This window comes from Enterobacter cloacae complex sp. CDL013, assembly GCF_049238805.1.
Lineage (GTDB): Bacteria > Pseudomonadota > Gammaproteobacteria > Enterobacterales > Enterobacteriaceae > Enterobacter > Enterobacter hormaechei_C.
This window is the reverse complement of sequence record NZ_JBMKGT010000001.1, coordinates 342,257-366,569: the sequence shown is the minus strand read 5'-3', so window position 1 is coordinate 366,569 and position 24,313 is coordinate 342,257. Positions and strand designations below refer to the sequence as shown.

Genomic DNA, 24,313 nt, shown 5'->3' with positions numbered 1-24,313 from the left:
TCGTCTGGTCCCCTCACCCTACCCTCTCCCCAAAGGGGAGAGGGAAATGGCTTATTCGTCTTCCAGTAGTGCTTCGTACGCGGTCGCATCCAGCAGCGCGGCAACCTGCGCTTCGTCGCTGGCTTTGATCTTGAAGATCCAGCCGCCTTCATACGGTTCGCTGTTCACCAGCTCCGGGGAGTCGCTGAGCGCGTCGTTCACGGCAACAATTTCACCGCTTACCGGGGCGTAGATGTCAGAGGCCGCTTTAACGGATTCCGCCACCGCACAGTCATCGCCTGCGCTCACGGTTGCGCCCACTTCCGGCAGGTCAACAAACACCATGTCGCCCAGCAGCTCCTGCGCGTGCTCGGTGATCCCAACGGTGTAAGTGCCGTCCGCCTCTTTGCGCAGCCACTCGTGTTCTTTGCTGTATTTCAGTTCTGCTGGCACATTGCTCATTGAAGTTCTCCTGATAAAAATAGTTAGGCGACCGGCTTACCGGCGCGAACAAAAATCGGTTTGGTCACGTTGACCGGCATTTCGCGGTTGCGGATCTGCACCACCGCCGTTTCGCCAATCCCCGCCGGCACGCGTGCCAGGGCAATACTGTAGCCGAGCGTCGGGGAGAACGTTCCGCTGGTGATCACGCCTTCGCGATGATTGCCATCGGCATCGGTGAAGCGCACCGGCAGCTCGCCGCGCAGCACGCCTTTTTCTTTCATCACCAGGCCTACCAGCTGTTCAGTGCCCTTCTCGCGCTGCATCTCCAGCGCTTCACGACCAATAAAATCACGGTCAGCCGGTTCCCATGCGATGGTCCAGCCCATGTTGGCGGCCAGCGGAGAGACGCCTTCGTCCATCTCCTGACCGTAGAGGTTCATCCCCGCTTCCAGACGCAGCGTATCGCGCGCGCCCAGGCCCGCAGGCTTCACACCTGCCTCCACCAGCGCACGCCAGAAATCAGCGGCCTTCTCGTTTGGCATGGCAATTTCATAGCCCGCTTCACCGGTGTAGCCGGTGGTGGCGATAAACAGATCCCCCGCCTGCACGCCGAAGAATGGCTTCATGCCTTCGGTGGCTTTGCGCTGCTCGTCGCTGAACAGAGACGCGGCTTTCGCCTGGGCGTTTGGCCCCTGTACGGCAATCAGCGACAGATCGTCACGGACAGTGATGTCAATGGCGTAAGGTTCAGCGTGTTGGGAAATCCAGGAGAGGTCTTTTTCGCGGGTGGCGGAGTTTACAACGAGGCGGAAGAAATCTTCGGTGAAGTAGTAGACGATGAGGTCGTCAATCACGCCGCCAGAGGCATTGAGCATACCGGTATAGAGCGCTTTGCCCGGTGTCTTCAGTTTGGCGACGTCGTTTGCCAGCAGATAACGCAAAAACTCCCGGGTGCGGCTACCGCGCAGGTCGACAATCGTCATATGAGACACGTCGAACATACCGGCATCGGTGCGCACCGCGTGGTGCTCATCAATCTGCGAGCCGTAGTGCAGCGGCATCATCCAGCCGTGGAAGTCCACCATGCGGGCACCGCATAACACGTGCTGTTCGTACAAAGGAGTCTGTTGAGCCATCTTTTCCTCGTTGAAAAATTCACCGTGAAACCCGGTGTCGGCCTCGCGATCGGGGGCCGACGCAAACGTTCTCTTTTACCTGAACTTACCACCGAAACCGGCGGTTAACCATAAGGTAAAACGGGTCATCACATTAGCTTATGACCAAAAATCGCTGAAAAGCCTACAGAGTTATTCACTGGGAAAATGCGATTAAACCCGCATAAAATTAACAATGATCTAACAGGATTTAGCAGATGCTGATATTTCATGCGGAAAAATGGGCCGAATTTCCGTAACATAAAAATAGTAAGATTAGATTTTCTAATGCGAAAAATGACGTGAAATTAGATTATTTCAAACGAGGAAATTTCCCCGGCGCGCAGGCCGGGAAAATAAAGTGTGACGGGGATCGAGATTAACGTAACCAGTCGGGAAGATCGTTGAGGCCCATTGCCTGACGAAGAAGCTGCGGTTTTACGCCGGGAAGGGTGTCGGCCAGTTTGAGGCCAATATCGCGCAGCAGTTTTTTCGCCGGGTTCGCTCCGGCAAACAGCTCGCGGAAGCCCTGCATACCCGCCAGCATCATCGCCGCACTGTGTTTGCGGCTGCGCTCGTAGCGACGCAGATACAGATGCTGACCAATATCTTTGCCTTCCCGATGCAGGCGACGCAGCTCTTCAACCAGCTCAGCCGCGTCCATAAAGCCGAGGTTCACTCCCTGCCCGGCCAGCGGATGAATGGTATGCGCCGCATCCCCCACCAGCGCCAGACGGTGCGCGGCAAACTGACGCGCGTAGCGACCGGTTAACGGAAACGTCTGGCGTTCGCTTTCAAGCCCGCACAGGCCCAGACGGTTATCAAACGCCACGCATAGCGCCTGACTGAAGGCATCCGGCGTCGTCTCCTGCATCTGCTGCGCTTTCTCCGGCTCTAAGGACCAGACGATGGAGCAGAGATGCGGATCGGCAAGCGGCAGGAAGGCCAGAATGCCGTCATTATGGAAAATCTGGCGCGCCACGCCGCCGTGCGGCTCTTCGGTGCGGATTGTGGCCACCAACGCGTGATGACGGTAATCCCAGAAGGTCAGCGGAATATCCGCTTTGTTACGGAGCCAGGAATTGGCGCCGTCGGCACCCACTACCAGACGCGCAGTCAACATATCGCCACTTTCAAGAGTGATAAACGCGTCGTTTTCGCCCCACGCCACCTGATGAAGTTTCGCCGGTGCGATCAGCGTGACGTCGCTGCACTGCTGCGCTTTCTGCCACAGCGCGTGGTGGATCACCGCGTTTTCAACGATATGTCCAAGGTGGCTGTAACCCATGCTTTCATCGTCAAACGCGATACGGCCAAAGCTGTCTTTGTCCCACACTTCCATCCCGTGATAGCAACTGGCACGGAGCGCCACGATTTCAGACCAGACGCCAAGGTGCGTCAGTAGCTTTTCGCTGGCGGCATTGATCGCCGAGACGCGAAGCTCTGGCGGTGCATCCTGCGCCACAGGCTGCGGCGCTTTTTGCTCAAGCACGGCCACGCGCAGGCCGCTGCCCTGTAAACCACAAGCCAGCGCCAGTCCTACCATTCCGCCGCCCACAATGGCGACATCAACATTTTGCACGGTCAATACTCCTTAACGCGCGACCCAACCCAGGGTCCGCTGCGCCAGCACGTCACGTGCCGGAATGAACAGTTCCATCGCCATAAGCCCAAGGTTGCGACCCGCAACCAGCGGTGCCCAGCGATTGGCAAACAGGTGGACTAAACCGTCGGTGACGCCAATGGTCGCCGCTTTGTCCGCCTGGCGTCGTTTCTGGTAATGGCTCAGCACTGAGTATGCGCCACAATCCTGTTGTTCGCTCCACGTCCGGGCCAGGAGCTCGGCCAGGCTCATCACGTCACGGAGGCCAAGGTTGAAGCCTTGCCCGGCGATGGGGTGTAGCGTCTGCGCGGCGTTGCCGACCAGGGCGACGCGATGGGAGACAGTCTGCGATGCGGTCGTCAGCGCAAGCGGATAGGCCACGCGTTTTCCGGCGTGGGTGATGCGCCCAAGCCGCCAGCCGAAGGCCTTTTGCAGCTCGGAACAAAAACGTTCGTCGGACCAGGAGAGAACCTCATCGGCCCGATCCTGCGCATGGCACCATACCAGCGAGCAGCGCCCGTTCGACATCGGCAGCATGGCCAGCGGGCCGTGCTCCGTGAAGCGCTCAAATGCCCTGCCGTTATGCGCGCCAGCCGTAGAGACATTAGCGATGACCGCCGCCTGTCCATAGGGTTCAGAGCGCCATTCTACGCCGCATTGCGTGGCGATCGCGGAGCGTGAACCATCTGCCGCCACCAGCAGTTGCCCCTCCAGCGTGGTGCCGTTGTCCAGCGTCACGCTGACGGCCTCGTCACGGCGGCTGAAGCTGGCGACGCGCGCCGGACAGTGCAGCGTAACGCCAGGGGCATCCTGTAACAGACGGAACAGCCGCAGCCCCACGTCATGCAGCTCGACGACCTGCCCCAGTGCCTCAATTCGGTAATCGTGGGCATCCAGCGTCACAAACCCGGCGTGGCCGCGATCGCTGACGTGAACGGTGCCGATGGCCGTCGCGCAGTCCGCTATCGCCTGCCAGATGCCAATGCGCGCAAGCTGCTGGCAGGTTCCCTGGGCCAGCGCGATGGCGCGGGCATCGAAGCCGGGATGATCGGCCGCCTGCGGCGCAACCGCCTCAACAAGATGCACCGGAAGCTGGCCTTTGGTTAACTGCGAAATGGCCAGCGCCAGAGTAGCGCCGGTCATGCCTCCGCCAACGATGATCACGCTCATACGCGTGCCGCCGCCATCAGCGCCTCGATGTCGTCGGCTTTTTTCACCACGGTCGCGGTCAGGTTTTCGTTACCGGTTTCGGTGATGACGATGTCATCTTCAATGCGAATGCCGATCCCGCGGTACTGTTCTGGCACGTCGGCATCCGGCGCGATGTACAGCCCAGGCTCAACGGTCAGCACCATGCCTGGCTCCAGCACGCGCGAACGTTCCGGACCGTATGCCCCGACGTCATGCACATCCAGCCCCAGCCAGTGGCTCAGGCCGTGCATAAAGTACGGACGATGGGCGTTTTCGGTTATAAGGGTGTCCACATCGCCTTTCAAAATGCCGAGCTTCACCAGCCCGGTAATCATGATGCGCACCACCTCGCCCGTAACCTCCTGGATGGAGGTGCCAGGGCGGAACAGCGTCAGCGCGGTCTCCAGAGACTCAAGCACGATGTCATAGATTTCACGCTGCGCGGTGGTGAATTTACCGTTCACCGGGAAGGTACGGGTGATGTCGCCCGCGTAACCCTGATATTCACAGCCCGCGTCAATCAGCACCAGATCGCCGTCGCGCAGTTCACTTTCGTTTTCGGTGTAGTGCAGAATGCAGCCGTTTTCACCGCCGCCTACGATGGTGTTATAGGACGGGAAGCGCGCGCCGTGACGGTTAAATTCATGGTGAATTTCGCCTTCAAGCTGGTACTCGAACATACCGGGACGGCACTTTTCCATGGCGCGGGTATGCGCCAGGGCGCTGATTTCGCCCGCGCGGCGCATCACATTCAGCTCTTCTTCAGACTTAAACAGGCGCATCTCATGCACCATCGGTCGCCAGTCCGTCAGGGTGGCGGGTGCAGACAAATTCTGACGTGAGCCTTTACGCAGCTTATCCAGCGCGGTGAAGACAATGTCATCCGCATACGCGTATTCGCCCTGCGCGTGATAGAGCACGTCCAGGCCGTTCAGCAGTTGGTAAAGCTGCTGGTTGATTTCGCTGTAGGCCAGCGCACGGTCCACGCCCAGTTTTTCCGGCGCCGCCTCCTGCCCTAAGCGGCGGCCAAACCAGATTTCCGCGGTCAGATCGCGCACGCGGTTAAAAATCACGCTGTGGTTGTGGGTGTCATTGCTTTTAATCAGCACCAGTACCGCTTCCGGCTCGTTAAACCCGGTGAAGTACCAGAAATCACTACTCTGGCGATAGGGGTATTCGCTGTCGGCGCTGCGCGTCACTTCCGGCGCGGCGAAAATCAGGGCAGCGCTTCCCGGCTGCATTTTTGCCAGCAGCGCCTGACGACGGCGAGAATACTCTTGACTGGAGATAACCATGACACCCTCCTGTGCGTTATTTTTCTTAGTGTAATGTTGGCTTGCGAACTTCCGGCGCGGTCGGCTGCGAGCGCGTAAAGTTGTCGTGGCACAGCAGAGACGCCACGCGCACGTACTCGATAATCTCTTCGAGAGACATTTCCAGCTCTTCCTGGTCTTCGTCTTCATCGTAGCCGAGCTGGGCGATATTACGCAGATCGTCGATCGCTTCACCCGCTTCGCCGGTCACTTTATCCAGTTTAGGCTGGGTTACGCCCAGGCCAAGAAGATAGTGGTTTACCCAACCCGCGAGCGCATCGGCGCGATCGAAGACGCTGACATCGTCGCCTTCAGGCAGATAAAGCTGAAAAAGAAAGCCATCGTCTTCCAGGGAATCGCTGGTTGCGGCGTGCATTTTACGCAGCGCTTCCGCCAGTTCGTGGCCAAACGCCAGCCCTTCGTTGGTGAGGTCGTGGATCAGCGGCTGCCATGAGCTGTCGCTGTGTCCGCCGCACAGTATGCCGCTGATCAGACCGTGCATTTCGGCAGGGGTCAGACCGACTCCCTGCTGGTTCAGTAACTGGTTTAAATCCTTGTAACCAGGCATTTCGTTCTGTATAGACATACGCATTCGTCATCAAAGGGAGGATATTCATGATATGCTACCACTTTGGACCCTGGTGATACCAGAAAAGGGCTTGTATCTTCACATCAGGGTAGCTATAGTGTCGCCCCTTCGCAGCCCCCGGGGCAGTAAGCGAAGGCAGCGCAGTCAATCAGCAGGAAGGTGGCATGTCTGCACAACCCGTCGATCTCCAGATTTTTGGCCGTTCACTGCGAGTGAATTGTCCGCCTGAACAAAGGGATGCCTTGAATCAGGCTGCGGACGATTTGAATCAGCGGTTGCAAGATCTAAAAGAACGCACTAGAGTCACAAATACTGAGCAGCTGGTTTTCATCGCCGCGTTGAACATCAGCTATGAACTGACTCAGGAAAAAGCGAAGACCCGCGATTACGCGGCAAGCATGGAGCAGCGCATTAAAATGCTCCAGCAGACCATAGAACAGGCATTGCTTGATCAAGGTCGCAGTCCCGAAAGACCGGGACCAAAGTTTGAATAACACTTCTCAGTTGACTATGGTAGAGTAACTGTGAAGACAAAATTTCTCTGAGATGTTCGCAAGCGGGCCAGTCCCCTGAGCCGATATTTCATACCACAAGAATGTGGCGCTCCATGGTTGGTGAGCACGCTCGGTCCGTCCGAGAAGCCTTAAAACTATGACGACACATTCACCTTGAACCAAGGGTTCAAGGGTTACAGCCTGCGGCGGCATCTCGGAGATTCCCTCTCTTTTCTTCTACCGACTACCATGACTCAATTCCCTGAAGTTTCTGCTTCACGCCAGGACATCCGTCAGCTTATTCGCCAGCGTCGTCGCGCCTTAAGCGCCGAGCAACAGGCACATTTTGCCCAGCAGGCCGCCGCCCGCATGATGGCCTATCCGCCTGTGGTGATGGCAAACACCGTCGCCCTGTTTCTCTCGTTTGATGGTGAGCTGGATACCCAACCGCTTATCGACCAGCTCTGGCGCGCCGGGAAAAAAGTTTATCTGCCGGTGCTACATCCCTTTAGCCGAGGCAATCTGCTGTTTCTGCACTACCATCCGCACAGCGAGCTGGTGGTAAATCGTCTGAAAATCACAGAACCCAAACTCGACGTGCGCGATGTGCTCCCGCTTTCCGGGCTGGATGTGCTGATTACGCCGCTGGTGGCGTTTGACGAGCAGGGCCAGCGATTAGGCATGGGCGGGGGGTTCTACGACAGGACGCTACAAAACTGGCAGCAGTTCGGATTGCAGCCGGTGGGGTATGCGCATGATTGCCAGGGCGTGGAGGTATTACCCGTAGAGAAATGGGATGTGCCGTTGCCGGCGGTGGTGACGCCCAGTAAAACCTGGACCTGGTAGAATAAAGCCGGGTGGCGGCTACGCCTTACCCGGCCTACATAAATCATCGAACATTGTAGGTCGGGTAAGCGTAAGCGCCACCCGACATCACAGACCGCACCATCAGTACAGCAGACGCGCGCGAATCGTCCCCGGAATGGCCTTCATGCTCTGCAATGCTTTCTCGGCGATGTCTTCATCCGCTTCAATATCAATAACCACATAACCCATCTGCGAGTTAGTTTGCAGATACTGCGCAGCAATGTTAACGCCCTGCTCGGCAAAGATCTGGTTGATGGCGGTCAGCACGCCAGGACGGTTTTCGTGGATGTGCAGCAGACGACGCCCACCGTGCAGCGGCAGAGACACCTCCGGGAAGTTCACCGCAGAGAGCGTTGAACCGTTATCGGAATATTTGCTCAGTTTACCCGCCACTTCCAGGCCGATATTCTCCTGCGCTTCCTGAGTAGAACCGCCGATGTGCGGCGTCAGGATCACGTTGTCGAACTCGCACAACGGAGAGGTGAACGGATCGCTGTTGGTGGCCGGTTCCGTCGGGAACACGTCAATCGCCGCACCCGCCAGATGTTTACGCTTCAGCGCGTCGCACAGTGCAGGAATGTCAACCACGGTGCCACGCGCGGCGTTGATCAGCAGAGAGCCCGGCTTCATCAGCGCCAGCTCTTCTGCGCCCATCATGTTTTTGGTGGACGCATTTTCCGGCACGTGCAGGCTTACCACGTCACTCATATTCAGCAGGTCAGACAGGTGTTGAACCTGGGTGGCATTGCCTAACGGCAGCTTGCTTTCGATATCGTAAAAATAGACATGCATACCGAGAGATTCCGCCAGAATCCCCAACTGGGTACCGATGTGGCCATAGCCGATGATACCCAGTTTTTTCCCACGGGCTTCGTAGGAGCCCGCAGCCAGCTTATTCCACACGCCGCGGTGCGCTTTGGCGTTAGCCTCCGGAATGCCGCGCAGGAGCAGCAGCAGCTCGCCAATTACCAGCTCCGCCACGGAACGGGTGTTAGAGAACGGCGCGTTAAAGACCGGGATACCGCGTTTTGCGGCGGCATTCAGATCAACCTGGTTGGTGCCAATGCAGAAACAGCCAATCGCCACCAGCTTTTCCGCCGCAGCAATAACGTCTTCAGTCAGTTGGGTACGGGATCGCAGGCCAATGAAATGGGCATCACGGATGGACGCTTTCAGCTCTTCAGTGTCCAGCGCGCCTTTGTGAAATTCGATGTTGGTGTAGCCTGCTGCGCGAAGGCTATCGAGCGCTTTCTGGTGCACGCCTTCAACCAGCAGGAATTTAATCTTGTCTTTCTCCAGTGATACCTTTGCCATTTACCCGACCCTGTTTTTATCTGAACTGATGTTGTGCTGGATATAAATCCCGTGCAGCCAACATATCAAAAAAAACTATTGCAGCAATATGAACGTTTGCGTCGGCACTCTGAAGAAAAGTCATACAGGGCAAAATGGCAGAGGAAAATGCTGCGGAAAATTACGAACGTGGAAGGATCGGCAAAAGAGGCGGAAAAACGTGACACAAGTCACCGAATTTAGCTTTTCAAAATTTTTTTAGCGGGGGGAGCGTTCCCCCCGTCAGATCATTTTACGATGGTTTTTACACCGTCAGCCGTGCCGATCAGCGCCACATCCGCGCCACGGTTGGCAAATAACCCTACGGTAACAACGCCTGGAATGCCGTTGATCGCATTTTCCAGCGCAATGGCATCGAGGATCTCAAGGCCGTGAACGTCGAGGATCACGTTGCCGTTGTCGGTCACCACACCCTGACGGTATTCCGGACGACCGCCCAGCTTCACAAGTTGACGGGCAACCGCGCTGCGCGCCATCGGGATCACTTCGACCGGCAGCGGGAAATTCCCCAGAATGTCGACCTGCTTGGAGGCGTCCGCGATGCAGATGAACTTATCCGCCACGGAAGCGATGATTTTTTCGCGGGTCAGCGCCGCGCCACCGCCTTTGATCATCTGCATGTGGCCGTTGATTTCATCCGCGCCATCAACGTAAATGCCCAGACGGTCCACTTCGTTGAGGTCGAAAACGGTGATGCCGAGGCTTTTCAGCTTTTCCGTGGAAGCATCGGAGCTGGAAACCGCACCCTCGATCTGCCCCTTCATCGTGCCCAGCGCATCGATAAAGTGTGCCGCCGTGGACCCCGTACCAACACCGACAATGGTACCCGGCTGTACGTACTGGAGAGCGGCCCATCCTACTGCTTTTTTCAGTTCATCCTGCGTCATGATCGTTTTGCCTGTGGTGTGAAAACTCAGGGCGCATTATAGAACACGTCGAATGGATTTCGTCTGCCATGAAGGGAAAATTGTGTCATAGTGCAGATTAAGCAAAATTAAGGAGTCAGCCAGAGCAATGAAACGTCCGGACTACAGAACACTACAGGCACTTGATGCAGTTATTCGTGAACGCGGTTTTGAGCGCGCGGCGCAAAAGCTGTGCATCACCCAGTCCGCCGTATCACAGCGTATCAAACAGCTTGAAAACATGTTCGGGCAGCCGCTGCTGGTGCGTACCGTACCGCCGCGTCCGACAGAGCAAGGACAAAAGCTCCTCGCCCTGCTGCGTCAGGTTGAACTGCTGGAAGATGAATGGCTGGGCGATGAACAAACCGGCTCCACGCCGCTGCTGCTGTCGCTGGCGGTGAACGCCGACAGTCTGGCAACCTGGCTGCTGCCGGCCCTTGCGCCGGTGCTGGCCGACTCCCCAATCCGCCTGAACCTTCAGGTTGAAGACGAGACCCGCACTCAGGAACGCCTGCGCCGTGGCGAAGTGGTTGGGGCGGTCAGTATTCAGCCGCAGGCGCTGCCAAGCTGTCTGGTGGATCAGCTGGGCGCGCTGGATTACCTGTTTGTCGGTTCAAAAGCCTTTGCCGAGCGCTACTTCCCGAACGGCGTGACTCGCGCCGCGCTGCTGAAAGCCCCTGCCGTCGCGTTCGACCATCTGGACGATATGCATCAGGCCTTCCTGCAACAAAACTTCGATTTGCCGCCGGGCAGCGTGCCGTGTCATATCGTTAACTCGTCCGAAGCCTTCGTACAGCTCGCGCGTCAGGGCACGACCTGCTGCATGATCCCGCATTTGCAGATTGAGAAAGAGTTGAAAAGTGGTGAGCTGATTGATTTAACCCCGGGGCTGTATCAGCGCCGGATGCTCTACTGGCACCGTTTTGCCCCGGAAAGCCGCATGATGCGCAACGTCACCGACGCGCTACTGGCGTTTGGGCATAAGGTGTTGAGACAGGATTAATCGCTTGAATTCCCTCTCCCTGTGGGAGAGGGTTAGGGTGAGGGCAAACTACTGCGCCTTAGCCGCCTCAGTTTGCTGAGTTTGAGTTGGCTCCAGCTGGAACACCACATCAACCTGATCGTCGAACTGAATGGTTGGCTGCTCGTAGGTTTCCTGAGCAGAAACCGGCGCGGCGTCCGCCTTCATCATCCGCACCATCGGGCTTGGCTGGTAGTTTGAAACGTGGTAACGGACGCTGTAAACCGGACCGAGCTTGCTCTTGAAGCCGGATGCCAGCTGCTGCGCCTGATGAATGGCATCATCAATTGCCGCTTTACGCGCTTCGTCTTTATATTTTTCCGGTTGCGCAACGCCCAGCGAGACGGAACGAATTTCGTTCAGCCCTGCCTTCAGCGCACCATCCAGCAATCCGTTGAGCTTATCAAGCTGGCGTACGGTCACTTCCACAGTACGCACGGCGCGATAGCCTTTCAGGATGCTTTTGCCGTTCTGGTAGTCGTAATCCGGTTGGGTACGCAGGTTCGCAGAGCTGATGTCTTTTTTCGCGACACCGTTCTGTTCCAGGAAAGAGAGGTATTGCGCAACACGATCGTCTGCCTGTTTCTTGGCGGAAGCAGCATCTTTCGCCGACACGTTCACTTCAATTGCCAGGGTTGCAACATCGGGTACCGCATCCACACTTGCCGTGCCTGAAGTGACAATGTGCGGGCCGTTTGGCAGTTCATTCGCCTGCACCGACACCGCACCTAAACTTACTAATGCCGCCAGGGCCATCACCTTAAACTTCACTGTCATTCCTCCATGTTGCGAAGAGTGCCCTGTTAACAGGGCTCATGCCAGCAAGCTTAGCGGGTCTTGTTCAGATGTCCATAAGACAACGCTTAGTTGAACAATCCCTGTACGTGATGAATGCCCTCTTTCGCCAGCTGGAAGGCAATAAACCACATCACCAGCCCCACCAGGGTATTGATAATGCGCTGCGCTTTGGCGGTACGCAGTCGTGGTGCCAGCCATGCCGCCAGGATCGCAAGACCAAAGAACCAGAGGAAGGAGGCGCTGACCGTACCGAGCGCAAACCAGCGTTTCGGCTCAACGTCCAGCTGTCCGCCCAGGCTGCCCAGCACCACAAAGGTATCAAGGTAGACGTGCGGGTTAAGCCACGTTACGGCGAGCATGGTGACGATAATCTTCCAGCGCCCCTGCTTCATCACTTCGGCGCTCGCCAGCTCAAGATTGCTGCTCATGGCCGTTTTCAGGGCACCAAACCCGTACCACAGCAGAAACGCTACGCCGCCCCAGGTAACCAGCGCCAGCAGCCACGGCGACTGCATCAACAGGGCGCTGCCGCCAAAAATCCCGGCGCAAATCAGCAGCAGATCGCTCACCGCACACAGCAGGGCAATCATCAGATGATACTGGCGGCGAATGCCCTGGTTCATCACGAACGCATTTTGTGGACCAAGGGGAAGGATCATGGCCGCACCTAACACAAGCCCCTGAAAATAATAAGATAACATGACGTAATTCTCGCAGAGTTGTCCTGGAGGCAGACTATACTGCGGGAACGTCATTAGAGGAAATGGATAATATTAATTGGGGATTAGCTGGGCTAATAAAAGAAAAGCCCGGTGTCGCTGACGCTTACCGGGCCTACGGGAGACGTTACTCTGCTTCTTTGACTTTTTTGACGTTTACGTCCATCTGCGGGTACGGGAAGCTGATGCCGTTGGCATCGAAATCACGCTTGATGCGCTCCAGCACATCCCAGTAAACGTTTTGAAGATCGCTGCTTTTGCTCCAGATGCGCACCACAAAATTAATAGATGACGCGCCCAGCTCATTCAGACGAACGGTCTGCTCGCGGTCCTTCAGAATACGGTCATCTGAAGCAATGATGTTGGTAATCAGAGACTTAACCTGATCGATATCGGAGTCGTACGCCACGCTGATGATCAGCTCGTTACGACGCACCGGCTCGCGGGAGAAGTTAATGATATTGCCCGCAATGATTTTCCCGTTCGGGACTACCACAATGCGACCATCCACGGTACGCAGGGTCGTGGAGAAAATCTGAACCTGCAACACGGTACCGGCAATACCGCCCAGATCCACATACTCACCGGAACGGAACGGACGGAAGGTCACCAGCAATACGCCCGCCGCCAGGTTAGACAGCGAACCCTGCAATGCCAGACCAATGGCCAGACCGGCAGCACCGAGCACAGCGATGACGGATGCCGTCTGCACGCCGACACGCCCCAGCGCCGCAATCAGCGTAAAGGCGATAATGCCGTAACGGACCAGCGCGGAGAGGAAATCGGCGACTGTGGCATCAATGTGTCGTGCGACCATCACCCGGTTGACAGCGTTCGAAACGATACGCGCCACGATCATCCCGACAATGATGATGGCAATAGCGGCAACAATATTCACGGCGTAGCTCAGCAGTAGCGCCTGGTTGCGCACCAGCCAGTTACCCGCGTTATTGATGCTGTCTACAACATCAAGTTGTTCCATTTATTCTTCCTTTTGTTAAACCAAAACACAAAATCCATCCCCCATGGAGACAGGCAGGTCAGTAAAGGGTAAACAAAAAGCACCGGCTTTGCCAAACAGATCACAAAATCAGGTATTGCAGGATATTGAAAAAGCATAAAAAAAGGCCCGCATATGCGGACCTTCTTGACGCTATGAACAGCTCAAATTACAGAACGTCAACCGCGTTCAGTTCTTTGAATGCCTGCTCCAGACGAGTAATCATAGAAGTCTGGGCAGCGCGCAGCCATACGCGTGGATCGTAGTATTTCTTGTTCGGCTGGTCTTCGCCTTTCGGGTTGCCCAGCTGACCTTGCAGGTAAGCTTCGTTGGTTTTGTAGTATTGCAGGATACCGTCCCAGGTTGCCCATTGGGTGTCGGTATCGATATTCATTTTCACTACGCCGTAGCTTACGGAATCTTTGATTTCCTGAGCAGAAGAACCGGAACCGCCGTGGAAGACGAAGTTCAGGCTGTTGTGCGGCAGGTTGTGTTTTTTGGACACGTATTCCTGAGAATCACGCAGGATGGTCGGGGTCAGAACCACGTTACCTGGTTTGTATACGCCGTGTACGTTACCGAAGGACGCTGCGATAGTGAAGCGTGGGCTGATTTTGCTCAGCTCGGTGTAAGCGTAATCAACGTCTTCTGGCTGAGTGTACAGTGCAGAAGCGTCCATGTGGCTGTTGTCCACACCGTCTTCTTCACCGCCGGTGCAACCCAGTTCGATTTCCAGGGTCATGCCCATTTTGGACATACGCGCCAGGTACTTAGAGCAGATCTCGATGTTTTCTTCCAGAGACTCTTCGGACAGGTCGATCATGTGAGAAGAGAACAGTGGCTTACCGGTTGCTGCGAAGTGTTTTTCACCTGCGTCCAGCAGACCGTCGATCCATGGCAGCAGTTTTTTCGCGCAGTGGTCAGTGTGCAGGATAACCGGAACACCGTAGTGCTCAGCCATCTGGTGAACGTGATGTGCGCCAGAGATAGCGCCCAGGATTGCAGCACCCTGAGGAATGTCAGTTTTCACGCCTTTACCTGCGATGAACGCAGCGCCGCCGTTAGAGAACTGAACGATAACTGGAGCTTTAACTTTAGCAGCAGTTTCCAGTACGGCGTTGATGGAGTCGGTACCCACGCAGTTAACTGCTGGCAGAGCGAAGTTGTTTTCTTTAGCTACCTGGAACACTTTCTGTACGTCATCACCAGTGATAACGCCAGGTTTTACGAAATCAAAAATTTTAGACATGTTGCTTAGTCCTGTATCTTCGGCCGTTAGAAATGGTGCGAGCTCTGATAAGCGCGCTGAAAATTGGGCAGGTTTCCCTGCCCCTGAATGGCTTACTTCTTAGCGCGCTCTTCGAGCATTGCTACTGCTGGCAGAACTTTACCTTCCACGAATTCGAGGAATGCGCCGCCACCAGTGGAGATGTAGGAGATCTTGTCAGCGATACCGAACAGGTCGATAGCTGCCAGGGTGTCACCACCGCCTGCGATAGAGAACGCTTCGCTGTCTGCGATAGCGTTAGCCACGATCTCAGTCCCTTTGCGGAAGTTCGGGAATTCGAACACGCCGACAGGACCGTTCCACAGGATAGTTTTTGCGTTTTTCAGGATTTCAGCCAGTTTCTGTGCAGAAACGTCGCCCAGGTCCAGAATCTGCTCTTCATCTTTGATGTCGTTAACAGATTTCAGGGTTGCGGTAGCAGTTTCGGAGAACTCGGTTGCCACGCGAACGTCAGTTGGAACCGGGATATCACAGGTACCCAGCAGACGTTTGGCTTCGTCAACCAGATCCGCTTCGTACAGGGATTTACCCACGTTGTGGCCTTGCGCAGCAACGAAGGTGTTCGCGATACCACCGCCAACGATCAGCTGGTCAGCGATTTTGGACAGAGAATCCAGTACGGTCAGTTTGGTAGAAACTTTAGAACCACCAACGATAGCGACCATTGGACGAGCAGGTTCTTTCAGTGCTTTACCCAGCGCTTCCAGTTCGTCAGCCAGCAGCGGACCTGCACAGGCGACGTCTGCGAATTTACCGATACCGTGGGTAGATGCCTGCGCACGGTGAGCCGTACCGAATGCATCCATCACGAATACGTCGCACAGCGCAGCGTATTTTTTGGACAGGGTTTCGTCGTCTTTCTTTTCGCCTTTGTTGAAGCGAACGTTTTCCAGAACAACCAGCTCACCTTCAGCAACTTCTACGCCGTCCAGGTAATCTTTCACCAGGCGAACCGGGCTGGACAGTTTGTCTTTCAGGTAATTAACAACCGGCAGCAGAGAGAACTCTTCGTTGTACTCGCCTTCAGTTGGACGGCCCAGGTGGGAGGTGACCATCACTTTAGCGCCCTGCTTCAGAGCCAGTTCAATGGTTGGCAGAGATGCACGGATACGCGCGTCGCTGGTCACTTTGCCATCTTTAACCGGTACGTTCAGATCGGCACGGATGAAAACGCGTTTACCTGCCAGATCCAGATCGGTCATCTTAATTACAGACATGGTGAATCCTCTCGTTGATTCTTAAAGTTTTGCAAGCGCAAGGTGCGCTCTACCTGAAACCTTTTGCGGCCATGGCTAACGTGGTGTCGAGCATTCGGTTAGCAAAGCCCCATTCGTTATCACACCAGACCAGCGTCTTGATGAGGTGCGCACCACTGACTCGCGTCTGCGTGCCATCCACGATGGCGCTATGCGGGTCGTGGTTAAAATCTACTGAGACCAACGGTAATTCCGTATAGTCAACTATACCATGAAATGCTCCCTGTGCCGCTTTTTGCAGCAACAGGTTGACTTCACAGGCTTTTACCGGTTTTTTCACCGTCACGCTAAGATCGATTGCGGTGACGTTTATCGTCGGAACGCGCACGGCAATCGCTTCAAAACGGTCGTTAAACTGCGGGAAAATACGGGTGATCCCGGCAGCCAGTTTCGTATCCACCGGAATGATTGACTGGCTCGCCGCGCGAGTGCGTCGTAAATCCGGATGGTAGGCGTCGATTACCTGCTGATCGTGCATGGCGGAGTGAATCGTGGTCACGGTGCCGGATTCAATGCCATAAGCATCGTCTAACAGTTTAATGACCGGAATAATGCAGTTGGTGGTGCAGGAGGCGTTGGAGACAATGCGGTGTTCAGCGTGCAGCTCGTGCTGGTTAACACCAAACACGACGGTGGCGTCGAGGTCGTTACTGCCGGGATGGGAGAACAGCACTTTTTTCGCGCCAGCATTCAGATGCGCTTCGCCATGTTCACGGTTACCGTACACGCCGGTACAGTCCAGCACCACATCCACACCCAGTTCGCGCCAGGGCAGCCCTTCAATACTGTTCTCATGCAGCACGCGGATGGCATCGTCACCGACGAACAGCTGTTCCCTTTCCTGGCGAACATCCCAGGCAAAGCGACCGTGGCTGGTGTCATATTTCAACAAATGTGCCATGCCCGCAGCATCCGCCAGTTCATTGATTGCCACCACGGTGATTTCCGCACGACGCCCGGATTCATATAAAGCACGAACCACGTTGCGCCCGATGCGACCGAAGCCATTAATCGCTACGCGTACGGTCATAGATCTCCTGCAAAGCTATCCCTGAGTTTGAGGTGGCTGAAAGAGTAATCCAGCGACGCCCGAAGGGGAATCCTTGCTGTCACAAACTGCGATTGATTGGTCAATTGTCGAACATTTAATCGACTGAAACGCTTCAGCAAGAATAAGCGAATCGGGGAATAAAAGGAATGTCTGTCCAGATGAATAAGCGAGCTATATGACTTGCGTCACATTTTGGGTGGAATAATGCTTACAAAAAAGCCGGGTGGCGCGTTAGCGCTTACCCGGCCTACTTTATTCTCCCTCTCCCCGTGGGAGAGAGCCAGGGTGAGGGCATCAGCCCGCACCGGACAAACAATTACAGCAGTTCTTTCGCCTTAGCGACAACGTTTTCAACGGTGAAGCCGAACTCTTCAAACAGCTGTTCAGCTGGCGCAGACTCACCAAACGTGGTCATCCCGACGATAGCGCCGTTCAGACCCACGTATTTGAACCAGTAGTCTGCGATACCCGCTTCCACTGCCACGCGAGCGGAGACCGCTTTAGGCAGTACGGATTCGCGGTACGCGGCATCCTGCTTGTCGAACGCATCGGTAGACGGCATGGAAACCACACGCGCCTTCACGCCTTCGGCAGTCAGTTTTTCCCATGCTGCTACAGCCAGTTCAACTTCTGAACCGGTGGCGATGAAGATCAGCTCAGGCTGGCCCGCGCAATCTTTCAGCACGTAACCACCGCGTGCGATGTTCGCCAGCTGCTCTGGAGTACGCTCCTGCTGCGCCAGGTTCTGACGGGAGAGGATCAGCGCGGTTGGACCGTCCTGACGCTCAACGCCGTATTTCCACGCCACCGCAGATTCAACCTGGTCACATGGACGCCATGTGCTCATGTTCGGGGTCACGCGCAGGGAAGCCACCTGCTCTACTGGCTGGTGAGTTGGACCATCTTCGCCCAGACCGATGGAGTCGTGGGTGTAGACCATCACCTGACGCTGTTTCATCAGCGCAGCCATACGCACGGCGTTACGTGCATATTCCACAAACATCAGGAAGGTAGAAGTGTACGGCAGGAAACCACCGTGCAGAGCGATACCGTTGGCAATCGCAGTCATACCGAACTCACGTACACCGTAATGGATGTAGTTACCGGCAGTATCTTCGTTGATTGGCTTAGATCCGGACCACAGGGTCAGGTTTGATGGCGCCAGGTCAGCGGAGCCGCCGAGGAATTCTGGAAGCAGAGGGCCAAACGCTTCGATCGCATTCTGAGATGCTTTACGGCTGGCGATCTTGGCTGGGTTCGCCTGCAACTTCGCGATGAACTCGTTCGCTTTGGCGTCGAAGTCAGACGGCATGTCACCTTTCATACGACGGGTGAACTCAGCCGCTTCCTGTGGGAAGGCTTTCGCGTAAGCCGCGAACTTCTCGTTCCAGGCCGCTTCTTTCGCCTGACCCACTTCTTTCGCATCCCACTGAGCGTAGATTTCAGACGGGATTTCGAAGGCAGGGTGTTTCCAGCCCAGCGCTTCACGGGTCAGTGCAATTTCCGCGTCGCCCAGCGGTGCGCCGTGGGAGTCGTGAGTGCCCGCTTTGTTCGGAGAACCGAAGCCGATGATGGTTTTGCACATCAGCAGGGACGGTTTGTCGGTCACGGCGCGCGCTTCTTCTACGGCACGTTTAATCGAGTCAGCATCGTGGCCATCAACGCCGCGCACAACATGCCAGCCGTAGGCTTCGAAACGTGCGGCGGTGTCGTCAGTGAACCAGCCTTCAACGTGGCCGTCGATGGAAATGCCGTTGTCGTCGTAGAACGCAACCAGTTTACCCAGCTTCAGGGTGCCTGCCAGGGAGCACACTTCGTGAGAAATGCCTTCCATCATGCAGCCGTCGCCCAGGAAGGCGTAGGTGAAGTGGTCAACGATGTCGTGGCCAGGACGGTTAAACTGCGCCGCCAGGGTCTTCTCTGCAATCGCCATACCTACGGCGTTAGCGATGCCCTGACCCAGCGGACCGGTAGTGGTTTCAACGCCAGCGGTGTAGCCTACTTCCGGATGACCTGGAGTTTTGGAGTGCAGCTGACGGAAGTTTTTCAGCTCTTCGATTGGCAGATCGTAGCCAGTGAGGTGCAGCAGGCTGTAGATCAGCATAGAGCCGTGGCCGTTAGACAGCACGAAACGGTCGCGGTCTGCCCATGCCGGGTTCTGCGGGTTATGGTTCAGGAAATCACGCCACAGGACTTCGGCGATGTCAGCCATGCCCATAGGGGCGCCCGGGTGGCCGGATTTGGCTTTCTGTACTGCGTCCATGCTCAGCGCACGAATAGCATTAGCAAGCTCTTTACGTGAGGACATTTTAACTCCAGATCGGACTGTTAAAGGCCATGCCCTTGACGACAGCGCGTTTTGGGCTACGCCGGAAAAAAGTGCCAACAATGTAACCCAAGCCGCAGGGCATGTACATGGAGCATTCTTTTGCTGCTTAAGAAATCTCTGGATCATGCTCGCATGTTGCGCAATCTGCTCGCCCGCCCCTGTAGATATTCCTTATACTTAGCCCGACACCGGCTTCGTTGACGGTGCATTTTTCGGAATTAATTCAGATTAACGAGTACGGAAGCAACATCATGAAAATGCGTGCAATCGGGCTGGCTGTGGGAACAACGCTCCTGCTAAGCGGCTGTCAGAATATGGATTCTAACGGCCTGATGACCTCAGGCGCAGAAGCTTTTCAGGCCTACTCACTGAGCGATGCGCAGGTGAAAGCGCTGAGCGACGAGGCCTGTAAGGATATGGATGGAAAAGCTACGCTTGCCCCGGCAAACAGCACCTACACGCAGCGTCTGAACAAGATTGCTTCCGCGCTGGGCGACAACATTAACGGTCAGCCGGTGAACTACAAGGTGTATATGGCGAAAGACGTGAACGCCTTCGCGATGGCTAACGGCTGTATCCGCGTATACAGCGGCCTGATGGACATGATGACCGACAACGAAGTGGAAGCGGTGATCGGCCATGAAATGGGTCACGTTGCTCTGGGTCACGTGAAGAAAGGGATGCAGGTTGCGCTGGGCACCAATGCCGTGCGTGCAGCGGCGGCCTCTGCGGGCGGCATTGTCGGCAGCCTGTCCCAGTCGCAGCTGGGCGACGTGGGTGAGAAACTGGTTAACTCCCAGTTCTCCCAGCGTCAGGAGTCGGAAGCGGATGACTATTCTTACGATCTGTTGCGCAAGCGCGGCATCAACCCATCAGGTTTAGCCACCAGCTTCGAAAAACTGGCGAAACTGGAGGAAGGCCGTCAAAGCTCCATGTTTGACGATCACCCGGCCTCCGTTGAACGCGCGCAGCATATCCGTGACCGCATGGCGGCAGACGGTATTAAATAATACTCCGGCCCGGTGCGCGCCGCGCTACCGGGCAACAAGACTCAATCAGTACAGCGTTTTCTGTGGCGGCCCGGCAAACTTAAGGGCGCCAATCTGCCCCATCCGCACCTCTACCACCGACGGCCCCGGCATCGCCAGCGCTTCCATCATCACCGCGTCAAAATCCTCGGCCTGCTCAACGCTCCAGGCCTGTAGACCAATCGCCTGCGCCAGCAGGGTAAAATCCGGCGTATGCAGCGCGTTATAATACTGACGCCCGCCAAAATATTTATCCTGAATACCACGCATTACGCCGTAGCCCCCGTCGTTCATGATCAGCAGCGTCACGTTGGCTTTCTCCTGCGCCAGCGTCGCCAGTTCGCCTAAATTGAGGCTCAGGCCGCCGTCGCCCACCAGCCCCACCACCTTGCGCTGTGGGTTGGCAATCGCGGTGCCGATAGCCATCGGCAGGCCCATGCCAATCGCCCCGGCGAGGGAGTGAATATTCATCAGCGGACCGTTAGCCCTGAACAGGCGGCTACCCCACAGGCTGCCGGACACGGTGATATCGCGCACCAGCAGGCCGTCTTTCGGCAGGGCTTTCTCAATGGCGTCGTTAAGCTTCGCATAGGCGCCGCACTGCTCGCGCAGCCCCTGCTCAGCTTGCCCGACAGCCTGCTGTACCTGCGTATCCCACTGGGCGTTGCCCCACTCGCGGCCCTGCACTTTTTCAGCCAGCGCGCCAAGCAGCGCGGAACAATCGGCTATCAACGTGCTATCCATCAGGTAGTTACGGCTTGCTGCCGCCGGGTCGATATCGAGCTGCACCCGCGGGGAAGGCAGCTCAAGCGTCCAGGATCGGGTTTCGTTGCTGCGCAGGCGAGAACCGGCCACCAACGTAAAATCACACTGCGCAATGAGCGCCTCCACCGACGGCGAGTTGTGGAACGCCCGCAGGCTGGCGCGGTGGTTGTCCGGCAGCACGCCGCGCGCGTGGGTGCTGGAAATCACGGTGATGCCCGCATCCGCCAGTTTTTTCACCGCCTCAGCGCTTCCCAGCGCCCCGCCGCCCAGCCACAGCAGCGGCTGTTTCGCCTGTTTGAGCTGCGCCCACAGCGCGTCAACCATTCCGGTATCCACGGCCGGAGCCGATACCGGTTTGATCGGAGCGGTTACCAGCGACAGCGGAATTTTGGCGCTCTGAATATCAATCGGGATTTCCACCGAGACCGGTCCGCACGGCGGGGTCTGCGCGTCCTGGATGGCTTTATGCAGAATCGCTATCGCCTGATTCGCATTGCTGATGCGGTACGCCCGTTTTGAGCTGGCCTTCAGGAAGGTCAGCTGGTCACGGGTTTCATGGATAAACCCGGTGTCGGCGTCCAGCCAGGCTTTCTCAACCTGCCCGGTTAAATGCAGCAGCGGCGTGCAGGCATTCATGGCTTCCACCAGCGCGCCTACCGCGTTCCCGGCCCCCGCGCCGGTGCTGGTCAGCGCCACGCCGAGGCCGGAAAAGCGCCCGTGAGCATCGGCCATGGTGACGGAACCGGCTTCACCGCGCGCGGGCACAAAGCGGATATTGCCCCGCTGCCCAACCGCATCCGCGATCGGCAGGTTGTGAATGGAGATGACGCCGTAGATGGCCTCAACCTGATACTGCTCCAGCGTTCTGGCGATGGCGTCGCCGACGGTTATCATTTCGCTCATTGCTCACCCTTTCTCAGTCGCACCAGTGGTTGACGCTGTTACCCGTCGCCAGATAAATGCTCTTTTGTTGCATCCAGGCTTTCAGCCCCTGGATACCCTTCTCGCGGCCCAGACCGCTCTCTTTAAAGCCCCCGAACGGGGTCGAAATCGCAAAAACCTTGTAGGTGTTGATCCACACCGTGCCTGCCTCCAGCTGCTCGCTGAGACGCAGGGCGCGACCGGTATCGCGCGTCCAGATCCCCGCCGCCAGGCCGTACACCGAGTCGTTCGCCTCGTGGATAAGCGTGGCTTCATCGCCAAACGGCATCGCCACCAGCACCGGGCCGAAGATCTCTTCCTGACAGGCGCGGGCGCTGTTGCTCAGCCCTTCGATAATGGTTGGCAGAAAGAAGCTGCCGTTTACCAGAGCGGGATCGGCGGGGATCTCGCCGCCGCACAGCACGCGGCCCCCTTCACGCTTCGCCAGTTCGACGTACTGGATCACGCTCTGGCGATGTTTTTCGTTGATCAGCGGTCCTACATGGACGCCGTCGGTAAACGGATGTCCGACGCGCAGCCCGCGTGTTAATTCCAGCAGCCTCGCCATCAGCGGGGCGTAAATACTCTCGTGGATAAACAGCCGCGACCCGGCGATACACGCCTGCCCCGCCGAGCTGAAAATGCCGTAGCAGATCCCGCGCGCGGCCTGTTCGATATCGGCATCCTCCAGCACGATGGTCGGCGATTTGCCGCCCAGTTCCAGCGAGGCCGGGATCAGTTTTTCCGCCGCCACGTGCGCCAGATGACGGCCCGTGGTGGTGCCGCCGGTAAAGGAAATTTTCCGCACGCGAGGATGACGCGCCAGCGCATCGCCAATCACCGAGCCTTTGCCCGGCAGGACGCTCAGCAGCCCGGCGGGCAGCCCGGCCTGTTCAAAAATCCGCGCCAGCTCCAGCGCCATCAGCGGCGTGGCTTCGGCGGGCTTGAGGATCACCGCGTTCCCGGCGGCAATCGCCGGTGCGACCTTCTGCATTTCGCTGGCAATCGGCGAGTTCCACGGCGTGATGGCCGCCACCACGCCAAGGGGCTCGTAGCAGCTCAGCGTCAGCAGATCCGGCTGGCGCGGCGTCGGAAGTTCCCCTTCCAGCAGCTCGCAGGCGGCGGCAAAGTAGCGCGCCGTTCCCGCCGCGCTCATCACCAGCCCGCGTGCTTCCGCCAGCGGCTTGCCGTTATCACGGCTCTGCATCTGCGCCAGCGCATCGACGCGGGATTCAATAAGATCGGCAACGTTATGCAGGATCTTCGCGCGCATGTGCGGCAGACTGTTACGCCATGCGGGATCGCGCCAGGCGCGCTCTCCGGCGGCTACCGCCTCCTCCAGGTCATCCAGACTGGCGGCATTCAGCGTCGCGTTGATCGACCCGTCTGCCGGAAAGTGGCTCTGCATCGGGTTGCCGCCGCCGCGTCGCCACTGGCCGCCGATAAAAATCTTCAGATCGTCCATCGTCACTCCTCAGCTCAGGGCCAGCTCGCGGCAGGCGCGCACCGCGCTCAGTGCCGCCAGGGTGGAGGTTTTAGGATTAGAAGCCAGCGGCAGTCCGCTCAGCTCCAGATGGAACTCGCCGAATAATCCTTCGACATGCAGCGTGTGGGTGTTACGTTTCGTTGCCGGGTCAACCATCAGTTGCACGCGGGTGTCGTCCATCCCGACGCCGCCGAGCGCCACGGTCGCCGCCACGTTGGCGTTCGCCGGGAACAGGCGCGCCGCCTCGCGGGCGCTGCCCTCGAAGAAAACCTTTGCCTCTGACACCGCATTCAGATCGATAAGCTGCTCGGCATAGCTGCCGCGCCAGCTGGCCGGGCTTTTGCGCGACTGATAGGTGACGCGCTCAAGCCCGCCCTCTTTCGCCGCCGCCAGCCCGTCGATACCGGCCACCGCACCGGAAAGCAGGGTCAGTTTTCCGCCCGCGGCGAGCAGACGCTGCTCCAGCGCGCTGTCCGCCAGCGCGCCGGTGGAAATGATGGCCAGATGCCAGCCGCGACGCAGGATCTCTTCCCCGTACTGGGCCACCGCCTGCTGGCTGGCGCATTCCAGCACCAGATCCGGCGTTTGTGCGCACGCCATCGGCGACGTCAGCGCCTCGACCGCATTGCCAAACTGGTCGTGAATGGCGGGATGGTGAGACGCGCGCGCCACGATCCAGCCGATAGCCACGCCGGCGGGCAGGCGCTCAATCACCGCCTGCGCCATGGCGCCATAACCAATTAACATTACCTTTTTCAT

22 protein-coding genes and 1 other RNA gene are annotated in these 24,313 nt (G+C 57.2%); 5 read left to right on the top strand and 18 right to left on the bottom strand.

Annotation, left to right across the window (positions count from 1 at the left end; genetic code table 11):
• Positions 1-51 precede the first annotated feature (51 nt).
• From gcvH to ACOTXD_RS01745, 6 genes are all read right to left on the bottom strand, one after another.
• Positions 52-441, bottom strand: a complete 390-nt coding sequence (gcvH, locus tag ACOTXD_RS01770) for a glycine cleavage system protein GcvH (RefSeq protein ID WP_006811885.1) — start codon at positions 439-441, stop codon at positions 52-54.
• A 23-nt stretch (positions 442-464) separates the two neighbouring features.
• Positions 465-1,559, bottom strand: coding sequence for a glycine cleavage system aminomethyltransferase GcvT (gene gcvT, locus ACOTXD_RS01765; RefSeq protein ID WP_003860107.1), 1,095 nt, complete (start codon positions 1,557-1,559; stop codon positions 465-467).
• A 397-nt stretch (positions 1,560-1,956) separates the two neighbouring features.
• The gene (gene ubiI / locus ACOTXD_RS01760; RefSeq protein WP_022651816.1) at positions 1,957-3,159 is read right to left on the bottom strand and encodes an FAD-dependent 2-octaprenylphenol hydroxylase; all 1,203 of its coding nucleotides are present in this window, start codon (positions 3,157-3,159) and stop codon (positions 1,957-1,959) included.
• 12 nt (positions 3,160-3,171) lie between these two features.
• Positions 3,172-4,350: a 2-octaprenyl-6-methoxyphenyl hydroxylase gene (ubiH, locus tag ACOTXD_RS01755; RefSeq protein WP_003860103.1), complete on the bottom strand. Its 1,179-nt coding sequence runs from the start codon at positions 4,348-4,350 to the stop codon at positions 3,172-3,174.
• A complete protein-coding gene (pepP, locus tag ACOTXD_RS01750; protein ID WP_086527952.1) occupies positions 4,347-5,660 on the bottom strand; it encodes a Xaa-Pro aminopeptidase in 1,314 nt (437 codons plus the stop codon). Before pepP ends, ubiH begins: the two co-directional genes overlap by 4 nt.
• Before the next feature lie 31 nt (positions 5,661-5,691).
• Positions 5,692-6,270, bottom strand: coding sequence for a YecA family protein (locus ACOTXD_RS01745; RefSeq protein ID WP_421766361.1), 579 nt, complete (start codon positions 6,268-6,270; stop codon positions 5,692-5,694).
• Positions 6,271-6,437: 167 nt separating this feature from the next.
• Between ACOTXD_RS01745 and zapA the strand changes: the two genes are divergently transcribed.
• From zapA to ACOTXD_RS01730, 3 genes are all read left to right on the top strand, one after another.
• Positions 6,438-6,767: a cell division protein ZapA gene (zapA, locus tag ACOTXD_RS01740; protein WP_003860096.1), complete on the top strand. Its 330-nt coding sequence runs from the start codon at positions 6,438-6,440 to the stop codon at positions 6,765-6,767.
• Positions 6,768-6,808: 41 nt separating this feature from the next.
• Positions 6,809-6,992: non-coding RNA, 6S RNA (ssrS, locus tag ACOTXD_RS01735), on the top strand.
• Positions 6,993-7,016: 24 nt separating this feature from the next.
• On the top strand, positions 7,017-7,613 hold the full coding sequence (locus ACOTXD_RS01730) for a 5-formyltetrahydrofolate cyclo-ligase (RefSeq protein WP_061856841.1): 597 nt from the start codon (positions 7,017-7,019) through the stop codon (positions 7,611-7,613).
• Between the two features lie 102 nt (positions 7,614-7,715).
• On the opposite strand, the gene serA is transcribed toward ACOTXD_RS01730, so the two are convergent.
• On the bottom strand, positions 7,716-8,948 hold the full coding sequence (gene serA, locus ACOTXD_RS01725) for a phosphoglycerate dehydrogenase (protein ID WP_023314806.1): 1,233 nt from the start codon (positions 8,946-8,948) through the stop codon (positions 7,716-7,718).
• Between the two features lie 266 nt (positions 8,949-9,214).
• Positions 9,215-9,874, bottom strand: coding sequence for a ribose-5-phosphate isomerase RpiA (rpiA, locus tag ACOTXD_RS01720; protein WP_003860091.1), 660 nt, complete (start codon positions 9,872-9,874; stop codon positions 9,215-9,217).
• A 127-nt stretch (positions 9,875-10,001) separates the two neighbouring features.
• Between rpiA and argP the strand changes: the two genes are divergently transcribed.
• Complete coding sequence (gene argP, locus ACOTXD_RS01715; protein WP_003860089.1) at positions 10,002-10,895, top strand: DNA-binding transcriptional regulator ArgP; 894 nt, start codon at positions 10,002-10,004, stop codon at positions 10,893-10,895.
• Positions 10,896-10,943: 48 nt separating this feature from the next.
• Here argP and ACOTXD_RS01710 read toward each other — a convergent pair whose 3' ends face one another.
• The 7 genes from ACOTXD_RS01710 to tkt all read right to left on the bottom strand — a co-directional run bounded on the left by ACOTXD_RS01710 (position 10,944) and on the right by tkt (position 19,333).
• Positions 10,944-11,684, bottom strand: a complete 741-nt coding sequence (locus ACOTXD_RS01710; RefSeq protein ID WP_061856840.1) for an oxidative stress defense protein — start codon at positions 11,682-11,684, stop codon at positions 10,944-10,946.
• A 92-nt stretch (positions 11,685-11,776) separates the two neighbouring features.
• Positions 11,777-12,412, bottom strand: a complete 636-nt coding sequence (gene argO / locus ACOTXD_RS01705; protein ID WP_039269094.1) for an arginine exporter ArgO — start codon at positions 12,410-12,412, stop codon at positions 11,777-11,779.
• 145 nt (positions 12,413-12,557) lie between these two features.
• The gene (locus tag ACOTXD_RS01700) at positions 12,558-13,412 is read right to left on the bottom strand and encodes a small-conductance mechanosensitive channel MscS (RefSeq protein ID WP_022651818.1); all 855 of its coding nucleotides are present in this window, start codon (positions 13,410-13,412) and stop codon (positions 12,558-12,560) included.
• 187 nt (positions 13,413-13,599) lie between these two features.
• Entirely contained in the window at positions 13,600-14,679 is a 1,080-nt protein-coding gene (fbaA, locus tag ACOTXD_RS01695) for a class II fructose-bisphosphate aldolase (RefSeq protein ID WP_003860079.1), read from the bottom strand.
• Positions 14,680-14,771: 92 nt separating this feature from the next.
• Positions 14,772-15,935: a phosphoglycerate kinase gene (gene pgk, locus ACOTXD_RS01690; RefSeq protein WP_003860077.1), complete on the bottom strand. Its 1,164-nt coding sequence runs from the start codon at positions 15,933-15,935 to the stop codon at positions 14,772-14,774.
• A 49-nt stretch (positions 15,936-15,984) separates the two neighbouring features.
• Entirely contained in the window at positions 15,985-17,004 is a 1,020-nt protein-coding gene (epd, locus tag ACOTXD_RS01685; protein ID WP_003860076.1) for an erythrose-4-phosphate dehydrogenase, read from the bottom strand.
• Positions 17,005-17,341: 337 nt separating this feature from the next.
• Positions 17,342-19,333, bottom strand: coding sequence for a transketolase (gene tkt / locus ACOTXD_RS01680; RefSeq protein WP_003860074.1), 1,992 nt, complete (start codon positions 19,331-19,333; stop codon positions 17,342-17,344).
• 272 nt (positions 19,334-19,605) lie between these two features.
• On the opposite strand from tkt, the gene ACOTXD_RS01675 reads away from it, so the two are divergent.
• On the top strand, positions 19,606-20,364 hold the full coding sequence (locus ACOTXD_RS01675; protein WP_003860073.1) for a M48 family metallopeptidase: 759 nt from the start codon (positions 19,606-19,608) through the stop codon (positions 20,362-20,364).
• 45 nt (positions 20,365-20,409) lie between these two features.
• On the opposite strand, the gene ACOTXD_RS01670 is transcribed toward ACOTXD_RS01675, so the two are convergent.
• Genes ACOTXD_RS01670 through ACOTXD_RS01660 form a run of 3 tightly spaced genes read right to left on the bottom strand, consistent with a single transcriptional unit; the run spans position 20,410 to position 24,313 of the window.
• Positions 20,410-22,050, bottom strand: coding sequence for a thiamine pyrophosphate-binding protein (locus tag ACOTXD_RS01670; RefSeq protein WP_022651819.1), 1,641 nt, complete (start codon positions 22,048-22,050; stop codon positions 20,410-20,412).
• A gap of 13 nt (positions 22,051-22,063) precedes the next feature.
• A complete protein-coding gene (locus tag ACOTXD_RS01665) occupies positions 22,064-23,533 on the bottom strand; it encodes an aldehyde dehydrogenase (protein WP_022651820.1) in 1,470 nt (489 codons plus the stop codon).
• A gap of 9 nt (positions 23,534-23,542) precedes the next feature.
• On the bottom strand, positions 23,543-24,313 hold the full coding sequence (locus tag ACOTXD_RS01660; RefSeq protein ID WP_023314812.1) for an aspartate dehydrogenase: 771 nt from the start codon (positions 24,311-24,313) through the stop codon (positions 23,543-23,545).

What these genes read in the sequence shown, in the direction of transcription:
- rpiA (WP_003860091.1), bottom strand. Translation starts at nt 9,874, where the DNA reads ATGACGCAGGATGAACTGAAAAAAGCAGTAGGATGGGCCGCTCTCCAG.
- gcvT (WP_003860107.1), bottom strand. Translation starts at nt 1,559, where the DNA reads ATGGCTCAACAGACTCCTTTGTACGAACAGCACGTGTTATGCGGTGCC.
- fbaA (WP_003860079.1), bottom strand. Translation starts at nt 14,679, where the DNA reads ATGTCTAAAATTTTTGATTTCGTAAAACCTGGCGTTATCACTGGTGAT.
- ACOTXD_RS01665 (WP_022651820.1), bottom strand. Translation starts at nt 23,533, where the DNA reads ATGGACGATCTGAAGATTTTTATCGGCGGCCAGTGGCGACGCGGCGGC.
- pgk (WP_003860077.1), bottom strand. Translation starts at nt 15,935, where the DNA reads ATGTCTGTAATTAAGATGACCGATCTGGATCTGGCAGGTAAACGCGTT.
- ACOTXD_RS01745 (WP_421766361.1), bottom strand. Translation starts at nt 6,270, where the DNA reads ATGTCTATACAGAACGAAATGCCTGGTTACAAGGATTTAAACCAGTTA.
- argO (WP_039269094.1), bottom strand. Translation starts at nt 12,412, where the DNA reads ATGTTATCTTATTATTTTCAGGGGCTTGTGTTAGGTGCGGCCATGATC.
- tkt (WP_003860074.1), bottom strand. Translation starts at nt 19,333, where the DNA reads ATGTCCTCACGTAAAGAGCTTGCTAATGCTATTCGTGCGCTGAGCATG.
- ACOTXD_RS01675 (WP_003860073.1), top strand. Translation starts at nt 19,606, where the DNA reads ATGAAAATGCGTGCAATCGGGCTGGCTGTGGGAACAACGCTCCTGCTA.
- ACOTXD_RS01730 (WP_061856841.1), top strand. Translation starts at nt 7,017, where the DNA reads ATGACTCAATTCCCTGAAGTTTCTGCTTCACGCCAGGACATCCGTCAG.
- ACOTXD_RS01670 (WP_022651819.1), bottom strand. Translation starts at nt 22,050, where the DNA reads ATGAGCGAAATGATAACCGTCGGCGACGCCATCGCCAGAACGCTGGAG.
- ubiH (WP_003860103.1), bottom strand. Translation starts at nt 4,350, where the DNA reads ATGAGCGTGATCATCGTTGGCGGAGGCATGACCGGCGCTACTCTGGCG.
- zapA (WP_003860096.1), top strand. Translation starts at nt 6,438, where the DNA reads ATGTCTGCACAACCCGTCGATCTCCAGATTTTTGGCCGTTCACTGCGA.
- serA (WP_023314806.1), bottom strand. Translation starts at nt 8,948, where the DNA reads ATGGCAAAGGTATCACTGGAGAAAGACAAGATTAAATTCCTGCTGGTT.
- ACOTXD_RS01700 (WP_022651818.1), bottom strand. Translation starts at nt 13,412, where the DNA reads ATGGAACAACTTGATGTTGTAGACAGCATCAATAACGCGGGTAACTGG.
- ACOTXD_RS01660 (WP_023314812.1), bottom strand. Translation starts at nt 24,313, where the DNA reads ATGAAAAAGGTAATGTTAATTGGTTATGGCGCCATGGCGCAGGCGGTG.
- argP (WP_003860089.1), top strand. Translation starts at nt 10,002, where the DNA reads ATGAAACGTCCGGACTACAGAACACTACAGGCACTTGATGCAGTTATT.
- gcvH (WP_006811885.1), bottom strand. Translation starts at nt 441, where the DNA reads ATGAGCAATGTGCCAGCAGAACTGAAATACAGCAAAGAACACGAGTGG.
- epd (WP_003860076.1), bottom strand. Translation starts at nt 17,004, where the DNA reads ATGACCGTACGCGTAGCGATTAATGGCTTCGGTCGCATCGGGCGCAAC.